This is a genomic window from Bradyrhizobium sp. Tv2a-2 (genome assembly GCF_000472425.1).
GTDB lineage: Bacteria > Pseudomonadota > Alphaproteobacteria > Rhizobiales > Xanthobacteraceae > Bradyrhizobium.
Genome location: NZ_AXAI01000001.1, coordinates 542,985 through 557,427, shown reverse-complemented (window position 1 = coordinate 557,427; position 14,443 = coordinate 542,985). Strand labels below are relative to the sequence as shown.

12 protein-coding genes are annotated in these 14,443 nt (G+C 64.1%); 1 reads left to right on the top strand and 11 read right to left on the bottom strand.

The genetic code is table 11. The features are described 5' to 3' along the window. Window positions 1–51 precede the first annotated feature (51 nt). From lspA to A3AI_RS0102705, 3 genes are all read right to left on the bottom strand, one after another. Complete coding sequence (gene lspA / locus A3AI_RS0102715; protein WP_024514096.1) at window positions 52–549, bottom strand: signal peptidase II; 498 nt, start codon at window positions 547–549, stop codon at window positions 52–54. Beyond that, a complete protein-coding gene (ileS, locus tag A3AI_RS0102710; RefSeq protein WP_024514095.1) occupies window positions 546–3,545 on the bottom strand; it encodes an isoleucine--tRNA ligase in 3,000 nt (999 codons plus the stop codon). Before ileS ends, lspA begins: the two co-directional genes overlap by 4 nt. A gap of 297 nt (window positions 3,546–3,842) precedes the next feature. Beyond that, window positions 3,843–4,814, bottom strand: coding sequence for a bifunctional riboflavin kinase/FAD synthetase (locus A3AI_RS0102705; RefSeq protein WP_024514094.1), 972 nt, complete (start codon window positions 4,812–4,814; stop codon window positions 3,843–3,845). A gap of 245 nt (window positions 4,815–5,059) precedes the next feature. On the opposite strand from A3AI_RS0102705, the gene A3AI_RS0102700 reads away from it, so the two are divergent. After that, complete coding sequence (locus A3AI_RS0102700) at window positions 5,060–5,455, top strand: response regulator (protein WP_024507612.1); 396 nt, start codon at window positions 5,060–5,062, stop codon at window positions 5,453–5,455. Window positions 5,456–5,660: 205 nt separating this feature from the next. Here A3AI_RS0102700 and A3AI_RS0102695 read toward each other — a convergent pair whose 3' ends face one another. The 8 genes from A3AI_RS0102695 to uvrC form a co-directional block, all read right to left on the bottom strand. After that, window positions 5,661–6,518 carry a TIGR01459 family HAD-type hydrolase gene (locus A3AI_RS0102695; protein WP_024514093.1) on the bottom strand — a complete coding sequence of 286 codons (858 nt, stop codon included), beginning with the start codon at window positions 6,516–6,518 and terminating at the stop codon, window positions 5,661–5,663. Window positions 6,519–6,527: 9 nt separating this feature from the next. Further along, a complete protein-coding gene (locus A3AI_RS0102690) occupies window positions 6,528–8,003 on the bottom strand; it encodes an EAL domain-containing protein (RefSeq protein ID WP_024514092.1) in 1,476 nt (491 codons plus the stop codon). A 139-nt stretch (window positions 8,004–8,142) separates the two neighbouring features. Next, window positions 8,143–9,492 (bottom strand): omega-aminotransferase AptA, encoded by a 1,350-nt coding sequence (gene aptA, locus A3AI_RS0102685; protein WP_024514091.1) that lies wholly within the window; start codon window positions 9,490–9,492, stop codon window positions 8,143–8,145. Between the two features lie 105 nt (window positions 9,493–9,597). Next, complete coding sequence (gene prmB, locus A3AI_RS0102680) at window positions 9,598–10,569, bottom strand: 50S ribosomal protein L3 N(5)-glutamine methyltransferase (protein ID WP_024514090.1); 972 nt, start codon at window positions 10,567–10,569, stop codon at window positions 9,598–9,600. Continuing rightward, the gene (locus A3AI_RS0102675) at window positions 10,569–11,030 is read right to left on the bottom strand and encodes a molybdenum cofactor biosynthesis protein MoaE (RefSeq protein ID WP_024514089.1); all 462 of its coding nucleotides are present in this window, start codon (window positions 11,028–11,030) and stop codon (window positions 10,569–10,571) included. The genes prmB and A3AI_RS0102675 overlap by 1 nt, the downstream gene beginning before the upstream one ends. 218 nt (window positions 11,031–11,248) lie before the next feature. Continuing rightward, window positions 11,249–11,500 (bottom strand): molybdopterin converting factor subunit 1, encoded by a 252-nt coding sequence (gene moaD, locus A3AI_RS0102670; RefSeq protein ID WP_024514088.1) that lies wholly within the window; start codon window positions 11,498–11,500, stop codon window positions 11,249–11,251. Then, entirely contained in the window at window positions 11,497–12,114 is a 618-nt protein-coding gene (gene pgsA / locus A3AI_RS0102665; protein WP_024514087.1) for a CDP-diacylglycerol--glycerol-3-phosphate 3-phosphatidyltransferase, read from the bottom strand. Before pgsA ends, moaD begins: the two co-directional genes overlap by 4 nt. Window positions 12,115–12,204: 90 nt before the next feature. Further along, window positions 12,205–14,316, bottom strand: a complete 2,112-nt coding sequence (gene uvrC / locus A3AI_RS0102660; protein ID WP_024514086.1) for an excinuclease ABC subunit UvrC — start codon at window positions 14,314–14,316, stop codon at window positions 12,205–12,207. Between the last annotated feature and the right edge of the window lie 127 nt (window positions 14,317–14,443).

Sequence of the window (14,443 nt, the reverse complement as noted above, 5' to 3'; positions counted from 1 at the left end):
GAGTGTCCAGCACCTGACAAATCCACCGCCTTCCGGCCGTATCGGCCGGGATCAGGGCGCTTTTGCGGCGGGTACCCCCAGGAGGGAATCATACAATAGGGCTATGACTCCGGCAACGATGGCCACGTCCGCGAGGTTAAAGACATACCAGTTGAAGGTTTTTTCGCCGATTTCGAGGTGTAAAAGCGCAAAATCGACCACTGCGCCATAGACGATGCGGTCGATGGCATTGCCGATCGCGCCGCCAATGATCATGCCGAGCGCAATGGTCGCCAACAGCGTGCGCGACCGCGCCATCCAGATCCCGAGTGCGATCACGGCAACCACCTTGACCGCCATGAGGGCGAACTGGGCCAGCGCACCGTCGTTCTGGAACCAGCCGAAGCTGATGCCGATATTCCAGGCCAGCACCAGGTCGAAAAACGGCGTCACCCGGACGGTGCCGCGATGAGCCAGGTCGAACACGTCGAGGAGCCACAGTTTCGAGGCCTGGTCGGCAACCAATGTGACAACGGCTGCGGTCAGGCCGGCGCGGAGGGATGAACTCAAGGCACAACCCCCAGCGCCTTCCACTCGCGCAGCGCCTCGGCGTCGCGTGGGGAGACATCGGGATAGTCGGGGTCCTCGCCGACCGTGGGCAGGATCTTCCAGGAGCGCGCGCATTTGGTGCCGACCGCCTTCTCGACCACCACGGCAACGCCGGGCACGTCGTTGAGGCGGAACGCGCCCGCCGGCGCCTCGTCCTCCTGCACCTCCGCATTCGAGGTGATGCAGATTTCGGCGAGATCGATGTCGAACAGGGTGCCGAGCAGCTTGCGGTCGGCGACATAGATCACGGGCGAGGCTTCCAGCGACGAGCCGATTTTTTTCGCGGCGCGCTCGAGCTCGAGTGCGCCGGTGACCACGCGCCTGACGTCGCGGACAGTGGTCCATTTCGCCGCGAGCTCATCGTTGCGGAAATCCTCCAGACCATCAGGGAAGGTCGTCAGATGCACGGACGGCGCGCCCTCGGGCCGGTACTGGGGCCAGGCTTCGTCGCAGGTGAAGCTCAGGATCGGCGCGAGCCATTTCAGCACCGCATCGCAGATCATGTCGATGGTGGTGAGCGCGGATTTACGCGCCACCGATGACGGCGGGTCGCAGTACAGCGTATCCTTGCGGATGTCGAAATAGAACGCCGACAATTCGCTGTTCATGAAGGCCGACAGCGTCGCGACCACCGTCTTGTAGTCGAACTCCTCATAGGCCTTGCGGATCGCTGCCGCGCGCAACGACAACTCGTGCAGCATGTAGCGCTCGAGCTCGGGCATGTCGGCGACCGCAACCGTCTCTCCGCTCTTGAAATGATGCAGCGAGCCGAGCATCCAGCGGATGGTGTTGCGCAGCTTGCGATAGGTCTCGACCGTGTTCTTCAGGATCTCGGGGCCGATGCGCTGGTCGTCGGTGTAGTCGCAGGCCGCGACCCAGAGCCTCAGGATATCCGCGCCCGACTGCTTGATCACCGCCTGCGGCTCGATGGTGTTGCCGAGCGACTTCGACATCTTGCGGCCGTGCTCATCCTGGGTGAAGCCGTGAGTCAGCACGATGTCGTAAGGCGCGCGGCCGCGGGTGCCGCAGCTCTCCAGCAGCGAGGAGTGGAACCAGCCGCGGTGCTGGTCGCTTCCTTCCAGATACATCACGGTGTCGTCGCCGCCATCGGCCTTGCGTTTGATGCCGGCGAGGCCCGGGAAATGCTTGGGGTCCTCCAGCACAAATGCGTGGGTCGAGCCGGAATCGAACCAGACATCGAGGATGTCGTCGACCTTCTGCCAATCCTCATTGCTGCGGCTTGCGAGGAAACGCTCACGCGCGCCTTCGGCATACCAGGCGTCCGCACCTTCCTGCTCGAAGGCATCCGCAATGCGCTTGTTGACGGCCTCGTCCTGGAGGATCTCGGCCGAGCCGTCGCCCTTCTCGCGCACGAACACCGCGATCGGCACGCCCCAGGCGCGCTGACGCGAGATCACCCAGTCAGGGCGGGCCTCGATCATGCCGGTGATGCGGTTCTGGCCCGACGGCGGTACCCACTGCGTGACGGAGATCGCGTGCAGCGCACGGGCGCGCAGGGTGTCGCCAGATTTCGCCTTGCCATTGCCGGCGATGTCCTTGTCCATCGCAATGAACCACTGCGGCGTGTTGCGGAAGATCACCGGCTTCTTGGAGCGCCAGGAATGCGGATACTGATGCTTCAGGCGGCCGCGTGCGAGCAACTTGCCAGCGTCGATCAAGGCCTTGATCACGGCCTCGTTGGCGTCGCCCTTCTCGCCCTTGTCGTTGATGACGCGCTTGCCGACAAAGCCCGGCGCCTGCTCAGTGAAGGCACCATTCTCATCGACGGTGTAGGGGATCGCGGTGTTGATGCCGCGGCTAGCGAGCTCCCGCCCGTTCGCCGTCCAGACGTCGAAGTCCTCGCGGCCGTGGCTCGGCGCGGTGTGCACGAAGCCGGTGCCGGTGTCGTCGGTGACGTGATCGCCTGACAGCAGCGGCACGGTGAAGTCATAGCCGCCGGCCAGGCCTTTCAGCGGATGCGCGCATTCGACCGCATCCAGCGTGTCGCCGGGGATATCGCGCACCTTCTCGTACGACGTGACGCGCGCCTGCTTGAAGACGTCCTCGGCAAGCGCATCGGCCAGGATCAGAAGATCGCCGGTCCTGGCCCAATTGTCGGCAGGCGCTTCCGTCACCTTGTAGAGCCCGTAGGCGATCTTGGGCGAGAAGGAAATGGCGCGGTTGCCCGGCAGGGTCCAGGGCGTGGTGGTCCAGATCACCACGCTTGCTTGCGCCAGCGCGCCATGCGCGGGCGATGTGACCGGAAATTTCACCCACACCATATCCGAGGTGTAGTCCTCGTATTCGACCTCCGCTTCGGCGAGCGCCGTCTTCTCCACCACGCTCCACATCACGGGCTTCGAGCCACGGTAGAGCGTGCCGTTGGCGGCGAACTTCATCAATTCGCGCGCGATCTGGGCTTCGGCCGGATAGCTCATGGTGGCGTAGGGGTGATCCCAGTCGCCGATGACGCCGAGCCGTTTGAACTCTTCGCGCTGGACGTTGAGCCAGTGCGTGGCATAGGCGCGGCATTCCCGGCGGAACGCCACCATGGCGGCGGAGTCGCGGAAGTCCGGCTTCTGCTTGCCCTTGGAGCGGTAATTCTCCTCCTCGACCTTCCATTCGATCGGCAGGCCGTGGCAATCCCAGCCCGGAACGTAGTTGGAATCGAGGCCAAGCATCTGCTGGCTCTTGGTGACGAGATCCTTCAGGATCTTGTTCAGCGCCGTGCCGATATGGATATGGCCGTTGGCATAGGGCGGGCCGTCATGCAGGACGAATTTGGTCTTGCCCTTGGCCTGCTGGCGGAGCCGGCCATAGAGGCCGATCTCGTTCCAGCGCGCCAGGAGCTCCGGCTCGCGCTGGGGCAGGCCTGCGCGCATCGGAAATTCGGTCTGCGGCAGATAGAGGGTCTTGGAATAGTCTTTGGCGTCGGACTTTTGGGGCTTTTCGGACATGGGGTCTTGTTTGGCTCGGAAGGGGCGCGAAAACGCTATGGACGTAGCGGGGCGGACAGGAAGAACCCGGTCTTGCGCCGAGCCGTTAGCTCAGGCGGAAGCCGGGCCGCTAATGCCGATTATGATGCGCCGCGCAAACATGAGCTCTCCATAGCAGCCGCCCGAGGAAATCGCAAAGGTCCGGGGGACTAAAGCATGATCCGGAAAAGTGAGTAGCGATTTTCCGAAAAGATCATGCTCAATCAAAGACGTAAAGCGCGACGACGATTCAACCAAATCTCATCGCGCTTTAGCGGGCTAACCGATCTCCCCGAGCTTCGGGAATGCCTCCGGTGCTGCGGCGAGCTGCGCCCGGGCGGTCGCGGAATCCTCGTCCATCCGGCGCACCAGGGCCTCGGCGCTGGAAAATTTCAATTCCTCGCGAATGAAGCCGATGAAGGCGACATCGAGCTGCTCGCCATAGAGGTCGCCCCTGAAGTCGAACAGGAAAACCTCGAGCAGCGGCGCGCCGTCGTCGAAGGTCGGGCGGCGGCCGAAGCTCGCCACCCCGTCGATCCGGGATTTGCCGCGGCCGATCCGCACCGCATAGATGCCGTGCTTGAGTCCGCAACTCTGGTCCAGCCGGATGTTGGCGGTGGGATAGCCGAGGTCGCGGCCGCGCTTTTCGCCATGGATCACCTCGCCATTGATGAACCAGGGGGCGCCGAGCATGGCGGTGGCGTCCGCAATCTGGCCTTCGGCGAGCGCCATGCGGATGGCCGAGGAGGAAACCGGCCGTTCCTCGATGTCGATATGGGGCTGCACGTCGACCTCGATGCCGAGCCGCGGCGCCTCGGAGACCAGCAGGCTCGGGGAGCCGACCCGGCCCTTGCCGAAATGAAAGTCGTAGCCGACCGCGATCCCGGAGACGCCCAGCCGCTCGATCAGATCGTGGTGAATGAAGTCCTGCGCCGAGGTCTGCGCCCTCGTCTTGTCAAAGGTCATCACGACGGCGCCGGCCAGCCCCGTGCCTGCCAGAAGCCTGAGCTTGGCGGTTTCGTCGGTCAGCCGGAACTGCGGGGTATTGGGGCTGAAATAGCGCCTTGGATGCGGTTCGAAGGTCAGCGCCAAAGCGGGGCGGCCGTGGGAGCGGCCCATTTCCAAGGCCGCGGCAATTACGGCCCGGTGGCCGAGATGGACCCCGTCGAAATTGCCCATGGCAACCACCGCGCCCGCAGGCAAGGCGGACGCGGGCGTGTCGTCGCGGATAACGGTAAAGGCAGCGGTCATTTCAGGATTAATTTAGGGATGATTTGGGGCTTTCTGAAGCGGCCGGACCGTGGCTTGGCTCCGCGAGGAAAGTCAAGCCGGGCCCATTTAGCTTACTCCAGGTTGCTGAGCCGGCATGTTCGACCTTGGGTGAGTTAACGCGCTGTTTAAGGCCTGATGCTAGTCGTTGGGACGCTGCAGCGGTCGCAGAAGCGCCGGGCAGCCTAATTTTTGATCTGTCGACCTGGTCGCGTGAGGGAGTCAAGATGGCGGTTGATTTGTCGATGCCGGTGCTGGTTGTGGACGATTACAGCACCATGATCCGTATCATCCGGAATCTTCTCAAACAGCTTGGATTCGAGAATATCGACGACGCCAGCGACGGCTCGGCGGCGCTGAACAAGATGCGTGGCAAGAAGTACGGCCTTGTGATCTCGGACTGGAACATGGAGCCGATGACCGGCTACGATCTGCTCCGCGAGGTTCGCGCCGATCCCAATCTCGCCACCACGCCCTTCATCATGATCACGGCCGAATCCAAGACCGAGAACGTGATCGCGGCCAAGAAGGCCGGCGTGAACAATTACATCGTGAAGCCCTTCAATGCGGCCACGCTGAAGACCAAGATCGAGGCGGTCTTCCCGGATATGGCGTCGACCTAAAGGCGCCAATACGTAATCTCGCTGACTACTGAGGCGTCATGCCCGGGCTTCTCCCGGGCATTCACGTCTCTGTTGCTTCGCTATCAGGTTCCTCCCGTCATTTCGGGGCGATGCGAAACATCAAACCCGGAATCTCGAGATTCCGGGTTTGCCTCTTCGAGGCCCGGCATCACGGCGTCGGTCGAAGCCGATAGCCGCCTCTACCTCACCACCGCAATTCCCGGATCAGCGCCTTCGGCGGATGGCCGAACAGCTCCTTCACCGAGGCGGGGTCGAGCTGGTCGATGCCCTCGAATTCCTCGGAATGGATGCCTCGGGTGACGAACAGCAGGTCAATCCCGAAGCCGTTCGCACCGGCAAGATCGGTACGCACGGAATCGCCGATGGCAAGCACCCGGCCGCGCGAGACCTCTCGCCCCTGCCGCCGCTCAGTGGCCAATTCCATGGCACGTTCATAGATCGGCCGGTGCGGCTTGCCGTAGAAAATGACCTCGCCGCCGAGCTCGCCATAGAGTTCGGCGATGGCGCCGGCGCAGTAGATCAGCCGGTCGCCGCGCTCGACCACGATGTCGGGATTGGCGCAGATGAAGGGCAAATTGCGCTCGCGCGCCTCGAGCATCATCGGCCGGTAGTCCTCGGCGGTCTCGGTTTCGTCGTCGAGCAGGCCGGTGCAGACGAGGTAATCGGCCCGTTCGAGCGGCGACAGCACGGCATCCAACCCGCGATAGATCGAGTTGTCGCGCTCGGGGCCGAGCCAAAACACTCTGCGGCCCGGATGGGCGGCGACATAGTGGCGGGTCAAATCACCTGAAGAGACGATGGCGTCATAGGTCTCGTCGGCAACCCCGAGCTTGCGCAATTGCCGCTGCACCGAATCGGCCGGGCGCGGCGCGTTGGTGATCAGGATGACAGTGCCGCCGCGGCTGCGATGGTTGCGCAGCGCCTCGCAGGCTTCGGAGAAGGCTTCCAGCCCGTTATGGACCACGCCCCAGATATCGGACAACAGGACGTCGACGCCATCGGTGACGTCCCGCAGCCGCTCGACAAAGCGCAAGCCGGTCATGATGCGCGATTATACCGGACCGGCGGCGCGGCGCACCAGCGCGGCATTGCCGGTCAAGCGCTGCGTCAGCTCGGCGCCAACCGCCTCAATGCCGCCCGGCTTGGTTGACCCGCCGGGCTCGGTCCTGATTTCGCCCTCCGCGCTGCTACCGGCAGCACCTTCGGGGCGTACGGGGCGCGGCGGGGCGAACAGGAAGCCCTGGCCGAAACGGACATCATAGTCGAGCAAATCGACCACCGACCGCTCGCCCTCGATGCGCTCGGCGATCAGGTCGATGCCGAACCGTCCGAGCAGATCGGAAAGATCGGTGGGATGAATGTCCGACGCCGCGCTCTGCTTCGGGTCCAGCAGCAGCGCCGCCGGCACCTTGATGTAGCGCACGCCGCGGTCGGCCAGTTCCCGCGGCTCGATTCTCAGATCGGTGACGTGGTCCATCGAGAAACGATAACCGCGCTGCGCGAGCGCCGCCAGATGTTCGGTCTCGGTGGCGCCCAGATTGCGGAACATCGATTGCTTGAATTCCAGGATGAACGAGGGCGCCAGAGCCCGGTTGGCCTCCAGGAAGTCCAGGCATTGCGCGAACGCCTCGGCATTGCCGAGCGTCGCGGCGGCGATGTTGCAGAATACGCCGACCTCCTTGTTGCGGACCATCAGGCGGCGCAGCACCTGAACGCAGCGCAGCATCACCATGTGATCGACGCGGCCGATCAGGCCGGCGGCCTCGGCGATGCCGATGAAATCCTCGGCGGGGAGAACCTGATCACGCTCGTCGCGCAGCCGGGTCACCGCCTCGTAGAAGCGCACCTTGCGCTGGGGTAGCGTCACCATCGGCTGCAGATAGACATCGAGCCGGTTCTCGTCGACGGCGCTGCGTAGCGCGCTCAAGATCTGTGAGTGGCTGCGGCTGCCCGAGGCCTCCTTACCCACCGGCGCGGCGGTCGCCGTCACCTTCTCGGCAACCGGCTGCGACTTCTCGGCCATAACTTCCGGCCTTGGCGGCGGCGGCTCGGCAGCCACGATCATGACGGGCTGCGGCGCCGCAGTCGGCGACGCGGTGGGCCCGACCAGCCCGAGCGGACGTTCGGTCAGCAGCTCCTCATGGCTTGCGACGGACGCGGCGAGCTGCTTCACGAGATTGCCGAGCTCGGTGATCTCCCCGATCACCGACTGCATGCGGTCGGTGCTGGCCGCATTGGTGGAGGCGATCTTGGTCTCGGTCGCGGAGAGCCGTCGGCCGAACTCGGCGACCTGGCGGGCGAGGTCGGCGGTGCCACGCGACAGATCGGCGATCTGGGTGCCGACGTCGGTGCGGTCGCGCAGCCGCATCGAAACCGCGTTGTACAGAATCAGGAACGTCAGCGCGGTCAGCGCCACGATCGCCGACTCCGATCCACTGATGCCGGCCACCGAATAGAGGCCAAGGCCAAGCGATGCCGAGACCAGCACCATGCAGATGGCGATGAAGATCGTAGAAATACGGATCATGTTGCGCGCGACGCTCCCCGAAGCAGCGCGACCTTAGCACCAAGTTTGATTCGAGATGCTAGGGATTCTGCAACGCCTGGGAACCGGCTTAGCTCGCTCGCCCCGCTCGCAGACCGCAAGCGGGGCGAGATAAGATTAGCTACGCCACGGCGCGAATCACCTTGCCGACCTTGTCCATGATCTCGCCGATCTGGTCCTCGCTGATGATCAATGGCGGGGTCAGCGCCAGCGTGTCGCCGGCGATGCGCAGCATCAGGTCGTTGTCGTGGAACGCGCTCACCATGGCGTCATAGCCGCGCTTTCCGACCAGGTCGGCCGCGCGTGGGGCGAGGTCGATGCCGGCGGTCAGACCCACGGTGCGGATGTCGAGCACGTTGGGCAGGCCCTTCAGCGTCATCACGGCGTCGGCGAATTTCGGCTCGAGGCCGCGGGCCCGCTCGAACAGCTTTTCGTCGCGATAGATATCGAGCGTGGCAAGGCCCGCGGCGCAGGCGAGCGGATGCGCGGAATACGTGTAGCCGTGCGTCAGCTCCACCATATGCTCGGGCCCGTTCATGAAGGCGTCATGAATGGTGTCGCGCACCAGTACGCCGCCCATCGGGGCTGCGCCATTGGTGATGCCTTTGGCGAAGGTCAGCATGTCAGGCAGCACGCCATAGCGCTCGGCAGCGAAGGCATGGCCGAGCCGGCCGTAGCCGGTGATGACTTCGTCGAAGATCAGGAGGATGCCGTGCTTCTGGGTGATCTCGCGCAGCCGCTTGAGATAGCCCTTCGGCGCCGGAATGACGCCGGTCGATCCCGCCATCGGCTCGACGATGACCGCGGCGATGGTGTTGGCGCCGTGCAGGTTGACGAGGTTTTCCAGCTCATCGGCGAAATGCGCGCCGTAGTCCGGCTCGCCCTTGGTGAAGCCCTGCTTCTCGCGATCGTAAGTCGCGGGCAGATGATCGACGCCTGCGAGTAGCGAGCCAAAGATCTTGCGGTTGTTGACGATGCCGCCGACAGCGGTGCCGCCGAAGCCGACGCCGTGATAGCCGCGTACGCGGCCGATCAGGCGGGTGCGGGACCCCTGGCCGTTGATCTGGTGATAGGCGAGCGCAATCTTCAGCGCGGTGTCGGCGGCTTCCGAGCCGGAATTGCAGAAGAAGACGTGGTCGAGCCCATCGGGCGCGAGCTCGGCGATGCGGCTTGCGAGCTCGAAGGCCTGGGGAATGCCGAACTGGAATGGCGGCGCGTAATCCAGCGTCTCGGCCATCTTGGCGATGGCGGACGAGATTTGGGTGCGGCCGTGGCCGGCATTGGTGCACCACATGCCCGAAGCGGCATCGATGATGTTGCGGCCATCGACGGTGATGTAGTGCATGTCCTTGGCGCCGGCGAGCAGGCGCGGCTGCTTCTTGAAGGCCCGATTGGCCGTGAACGGCATCCAATGCGCGGCAAGGTCGTTGGGCACGTTAACGGGGTTGGCGCGGGGGCTCTTGTCGAGCATGGGGGCCTCTTTTGGATTTTGGATTGAACCGGTTGGTTAGCTGGCAGGCTACCAGCTTCCGGTGCTGACGAAAACCGCGCGAGGGGTGCGATTTCCGCGCAGCTCTCAGGCGAGGTCTGCAGCCGCTATCCAGAACACCTCGCCGTCCGACTCCTCGCTATCGAGCCACAACAGCGGCAGTTGTGGAAAGGCTGCCTCGAGATTGTCCCGGCCGCGGCCGATTTCGCACAATAGCCCGCCCTGCGGCGTCAGGTACGCCGCCGCGTCCTCCACGATGCGGCGCACAAGATCGAGCCCGTCGGGGCCGCCATCAAAGGCAAGCTTCGGCTCGGCCCGGCACTCAGGCGGCAGCGATGCCATGCCCTCGGCATCGACATAGGGCGGATTGGAAATGATGAGGTCGTAACGCCGGTCGCCCAACGGCGCAAACAGGTCGCCGCGATAGAGGCTCACGCGGTCCCCGAGCCCGTGCTCGGCCACGTTGCGCGCCGCGACCGCAAGCGCATCCTTGGAGACATCCACGGCATCGACCTGCGCATTGGGAAAATGCCGCGCCGCCAGGACGGCAAGGCAGCCGGAGCCGGTGCAGAGGTCGAGCACGTGCTCGACTTCGTTTGGATCGCCGAGCAGTGCGGGTGAATCGTCTTCCCCCCCGCCGAAATGTGTATCCAGGATTTCGCCGATGAAGGAGCGCGGCACGATCACCCGCTCGTCGACATAGAACGGCAGGCCGCGCATGTAGATCTTGTTGACGAGATAGGCGGCAGGCTTGCGCGTGCGCACGCGAAGCTCGATCAGCTCCACGATCTTTTTCGCCTCGAAAGCGGCGACGCGGGCGGTGGCGAAGCTCTCGAACTGGTCGGGATGCAGATGCAGCGCCTCCGAGATCACGAACGCGGCTTCGGCGAGGGGATCGGTGGTGCCGTGAGCGAAGACGAGTTTCGCCTCATTGAAGCGACTGACTGCGAAGCGGACGAAGTCGAGCAGTGTCAGCAATTCGCCGCTCACGATCTTTGGGAAGGCCGGCTTGGGGTCGGCGCGTTTCTTCGTCGCGGCCGGCTTGGCGCGCTTTGCCATCAGGATCTGGTCCAGCGCGCGGCCGCGGCATCATCATGCGCACGCGTCTCGACCCAGTTCGTGCCTTCAGATGTTTCCTCGCGCTTCCAGAACGGCGCGCTGGTCTTCAGATAATCCATCAAGAACTCCGCGGCATGAAACGCCGCTTCGCGATGCGCGGACGCCGTCAGCACCAGCACGATATTTTGGCCGGGTTCAATGCGGCCGACGCGATGAATCACGGTGACGCCGAACAGCGGCCAACGAGCCGCCGCTTCCTCCACGTGCCGGCCGATCTCGGCCTCTGCCATGCCGGAATAATGTTCGAGGTTGAGCGCACTGATGCCCTCGCCGTCGCTGCCGCGGCAGATCCCGGAGAAGCTGACCACCGCGCCGATGTCGGTACGCCCCTGCGTCAACAGCGCAGTCTCGCGCGCGATGTCGAAATCGGCTTCCTGGATGCGGATGGTCACGCTGGTCATGGCAAGAAATGCAATGGCGGTGGTTGATTAAAGCCGTCTGTCCGCGCGCACTCTTCACCTCTCCCCAGCGGGGAGAGGTCGGCGCGTAGCGCCGGGTGAGGGGCCGCAGTTTCATCGAGGGACCGTAACCCCTCACCCGCGCCGTTGGCGCGACCTCTCCCTATGGGAGAGGTAGACCTTCGCTGCCACGAGCATTTCATCTGTTAGGCTACCGATGCTTAGCCGCCGGTCATCGGCGGAAAGAAGGCGATCTCGCGAGCACCCGATATCACCGCGTCCTGCTTGACATGGGCCTGGTCGATTGCGGCGCGGATCACCTTTGGCTTCTCGAAGGCATAGGCGTAGCCCTCGCCCTGGCTGGTCAGCCAGCCGATCAGGTCATCGACGGTGCGCACGCTGTCAGGCGGCTCGATCGTCTCTTCCGCTTTGCCGATGCGCTCGCGCACCCAGGCGAAATATTTCACCTTCATCCCTCATCCTCCTTGATGAGGTGGTGGATGCCGGCGCGGAAATAGTCGTAGCCGGTGTAGATGGTGATGAGCGCGGAGGTCCACAGCAGCAAGAGGCCGATCTGCGTCACCACGGGCACCACCATGTCGCCGGCCTCGCCCGCGAGCAGGAAGCCGATCGCCACCAGTTGCATGGTGGTCTTCCATTTCGCCAATTTCGTCACGGGCACGCTGACGCGCAAGGCGGCCAGATATTCGCGCAGGCCCGACACCAGGATCTCGCGGCAGAGAATGATGATCGCGGCCCACAACGCCCAGCCATGGATGATACCGTCGGCGGCCAGCATCAGCAGGCAGGAGGCGACCAGGAGCTTGTCGGCGATCGGGTCGAGCATGCGGCCGAACGCCGATGACTGGTTCCAGATGCGCGCATAATAGCCGTCGAGATAGTCGGTCACCCCTGCGGCGATGAAGACGGCGACCGACACCCAGCGCAACCACAGGGGACCGTCCAGGATTGACTGCGCATAGATGCAGCCGACCACCACCGGTATTGCGGCGATGCGGCCATAGGTCAGGATATTCGGGAGGGACAATGAGTTTTTGGTTGCCCCTCGTGTCGTTGCGATGTTCATCGGTTCTACCAATACCCCTCAGGCCCCAAGGTCAACCGGCCATTCAGATGACCGCAGATGACAGACGACGCCTGTGTAAATCCACCTGTTTTAGCCCGGCTGGGCGTGAAAAAACTCGAAAATCTTCCTTGCACTTTCGGCGCTGACGCCCGGAACCTTGCCCAAATCCGCGATCGAGGCCCGCTCGATTTCCTTCAATGTCCCGAAATGCAGCAGCAAGGCACGTTTGCGTGACGGCCCGATACCGGGAATCTCCTGCAGGCCCGCCTCGCGGATGTCCTTTTTGCGCAGCTTGCGGTGCGAGCCGATCACGAAGCGGTGTGCTTCGTCGCGCAGCCGCTGGATGAAATAGAGCACGGGATCACGCGGCTCCAGCTTGATCGCCTCGCGGCCGGGCATGAAGAGGGTCTCGCGGCCGGCATCGCGGTCCGGGCCCTTGGCGACCCCGAGCAGGGAGACCTGGCTGACGCCGAGACCATCAAGGATCTCCTTGGCGGCATTGAGCTGGCCGCGGCCGCCGTCGATGATAACGAGGTCCGGCCATTGCGGGAAGGCGTCGTCGTCCCTGGCCGCTTCGTTCGAGGTCTCCTGTGCCTTCGTGGCCTCGTCCTCGCCCGCCGCCACCAGCCGCTTGAAGCGCCGTTGCAGCACCTCGCGCATCATCGCATAGTCGTCGCCGGGCGTGAGCCCTTCCGACTTGATGTTGAACTTGCGGTACTGGTTTTTCACGAAGCCGTCGTGACCGGCCACGATCATGGCGCCGACCGCGTTGGTGCCCTGGATGTGGCTGTTGTCGTAGACCTCGATCCGCCGCGGCGCGTGCGGCAGCGTCAACGTGGTGGCGAGGCCCTGCAACAGCCGCGCCTGCGTCGAGGTGTCGGCGAGCTTGCGGCCCAGCGCCTCGCGCGCATTCGTCAGCGCATGCGCGACGAGCTCCTTCTTCTCGCCGCGCTTGGGCACGGAGACTTCGATTTTGTGACCGGCCTTGACCGCGAGCGCATCCGCAAGCAGCGCGGATTCCTCGATCTCATGTGAGAGCAGGACGAGTTTTGGCGGCGGCTTGTCGTCGTAGAATTGCGCGAGGAAGGAGGACAGCACCTCCTCAGGCGTGAACGACTTCTCCGCACGCGGAAAATAGGCGCGGTTGCCCCAGTTTTGACCGGTGCGGAAGAAGAAGACTTCCACGCAGGAATAGCCGCCCTCCTGGTGGATGGCGAACACGTCGGCTTCTTCCACCGTGCGCGGATTGATGCCCTGCTGCGACTGAATCGCCGATAGCGCCGCGAGACGGTCGCGGTAGAGCGCCGCAGTCTCGAATTCCAGCTCGCTGGAGGCGTGCTCCATCTGCTGAGCCAGCTCCTGCTTCACCAGATGGCTGCGGCCGGAGAGGAAGTCGGTCGCCTCGCCCACAAGCGTGCTGTAGCCGGGAAAGTCGATCTCGCCGGTGCAGGGACCCGCGCAGCGCTTGATCTGGTAGAGCAGGCAGGGGCGGGTGCGGCTTTCGAAAAAGGAATCGGTGCAGGAGCGGATCAAGAACGCGCGCTGCAGCGCCGTGATGGTGCGGTTGACGGCGCCGGCCGAGGCGAACGGCCCGAAATAGCGGCCGGGCCGGCTTTGTGCGCCGCGGTGCTTGAGGATCTGCGGTGCCCAGTGATCGCCGGTGATCAGGATATAGGGGAACGACTTGTCGTCGCGCAGTTGCACGTTGAAGCGCGGGCGCAGCTGCTTGATCAGATTGGCCTCGAGCAGCAGTGCCTCGGTCTCGGTGGTGGTCGAGACGATTTCGACCGACACGGTCGCCGCGATCATGCGCAGGATGCGCGCCGGCAGCGGCGCGTTCACGCGCGCATAGGAGGAGAGGCGCTTGCGGACGTTTTTCGCCTTGCCGACATAGAGCACGTCATTGGCGGCGTTGAGCATGCGGTAGACGCCGGGCGAGGTCGGCGCGAGCCGCACCGCCTTTTCGATCGCAGCATGTCCGGCCGACAGCGTTCCCTCGGCGACCGCCTCAAGGCTGTCCTCGGACAGTTCCGGCAGCCGTGCCTCGTCGTCCTCCTCGGCGGGGGAGGTTTCGGGGTCGATGTCAGGAGGAGACAGCGCCTCCGCCGCCAGACCGGGGGCCGAACCGTGCCGCGCCCTGTCCAGGCCCCCAGCCGTGTCCAGGCCGGGCGTGTTGGCTTGATCGCTTTTGTGGGTGGTCATGGCTCGAATTTAAGCGCTGACGCCACCGATTTGAAGTTACCGAGACGCTTTCCAGTGGAAAGCGTGGCCGTCGGGCGTGTCGCAGCCGGCCGGATCCGCGGCGGTAATATTTTTTTAAGAATGCCGA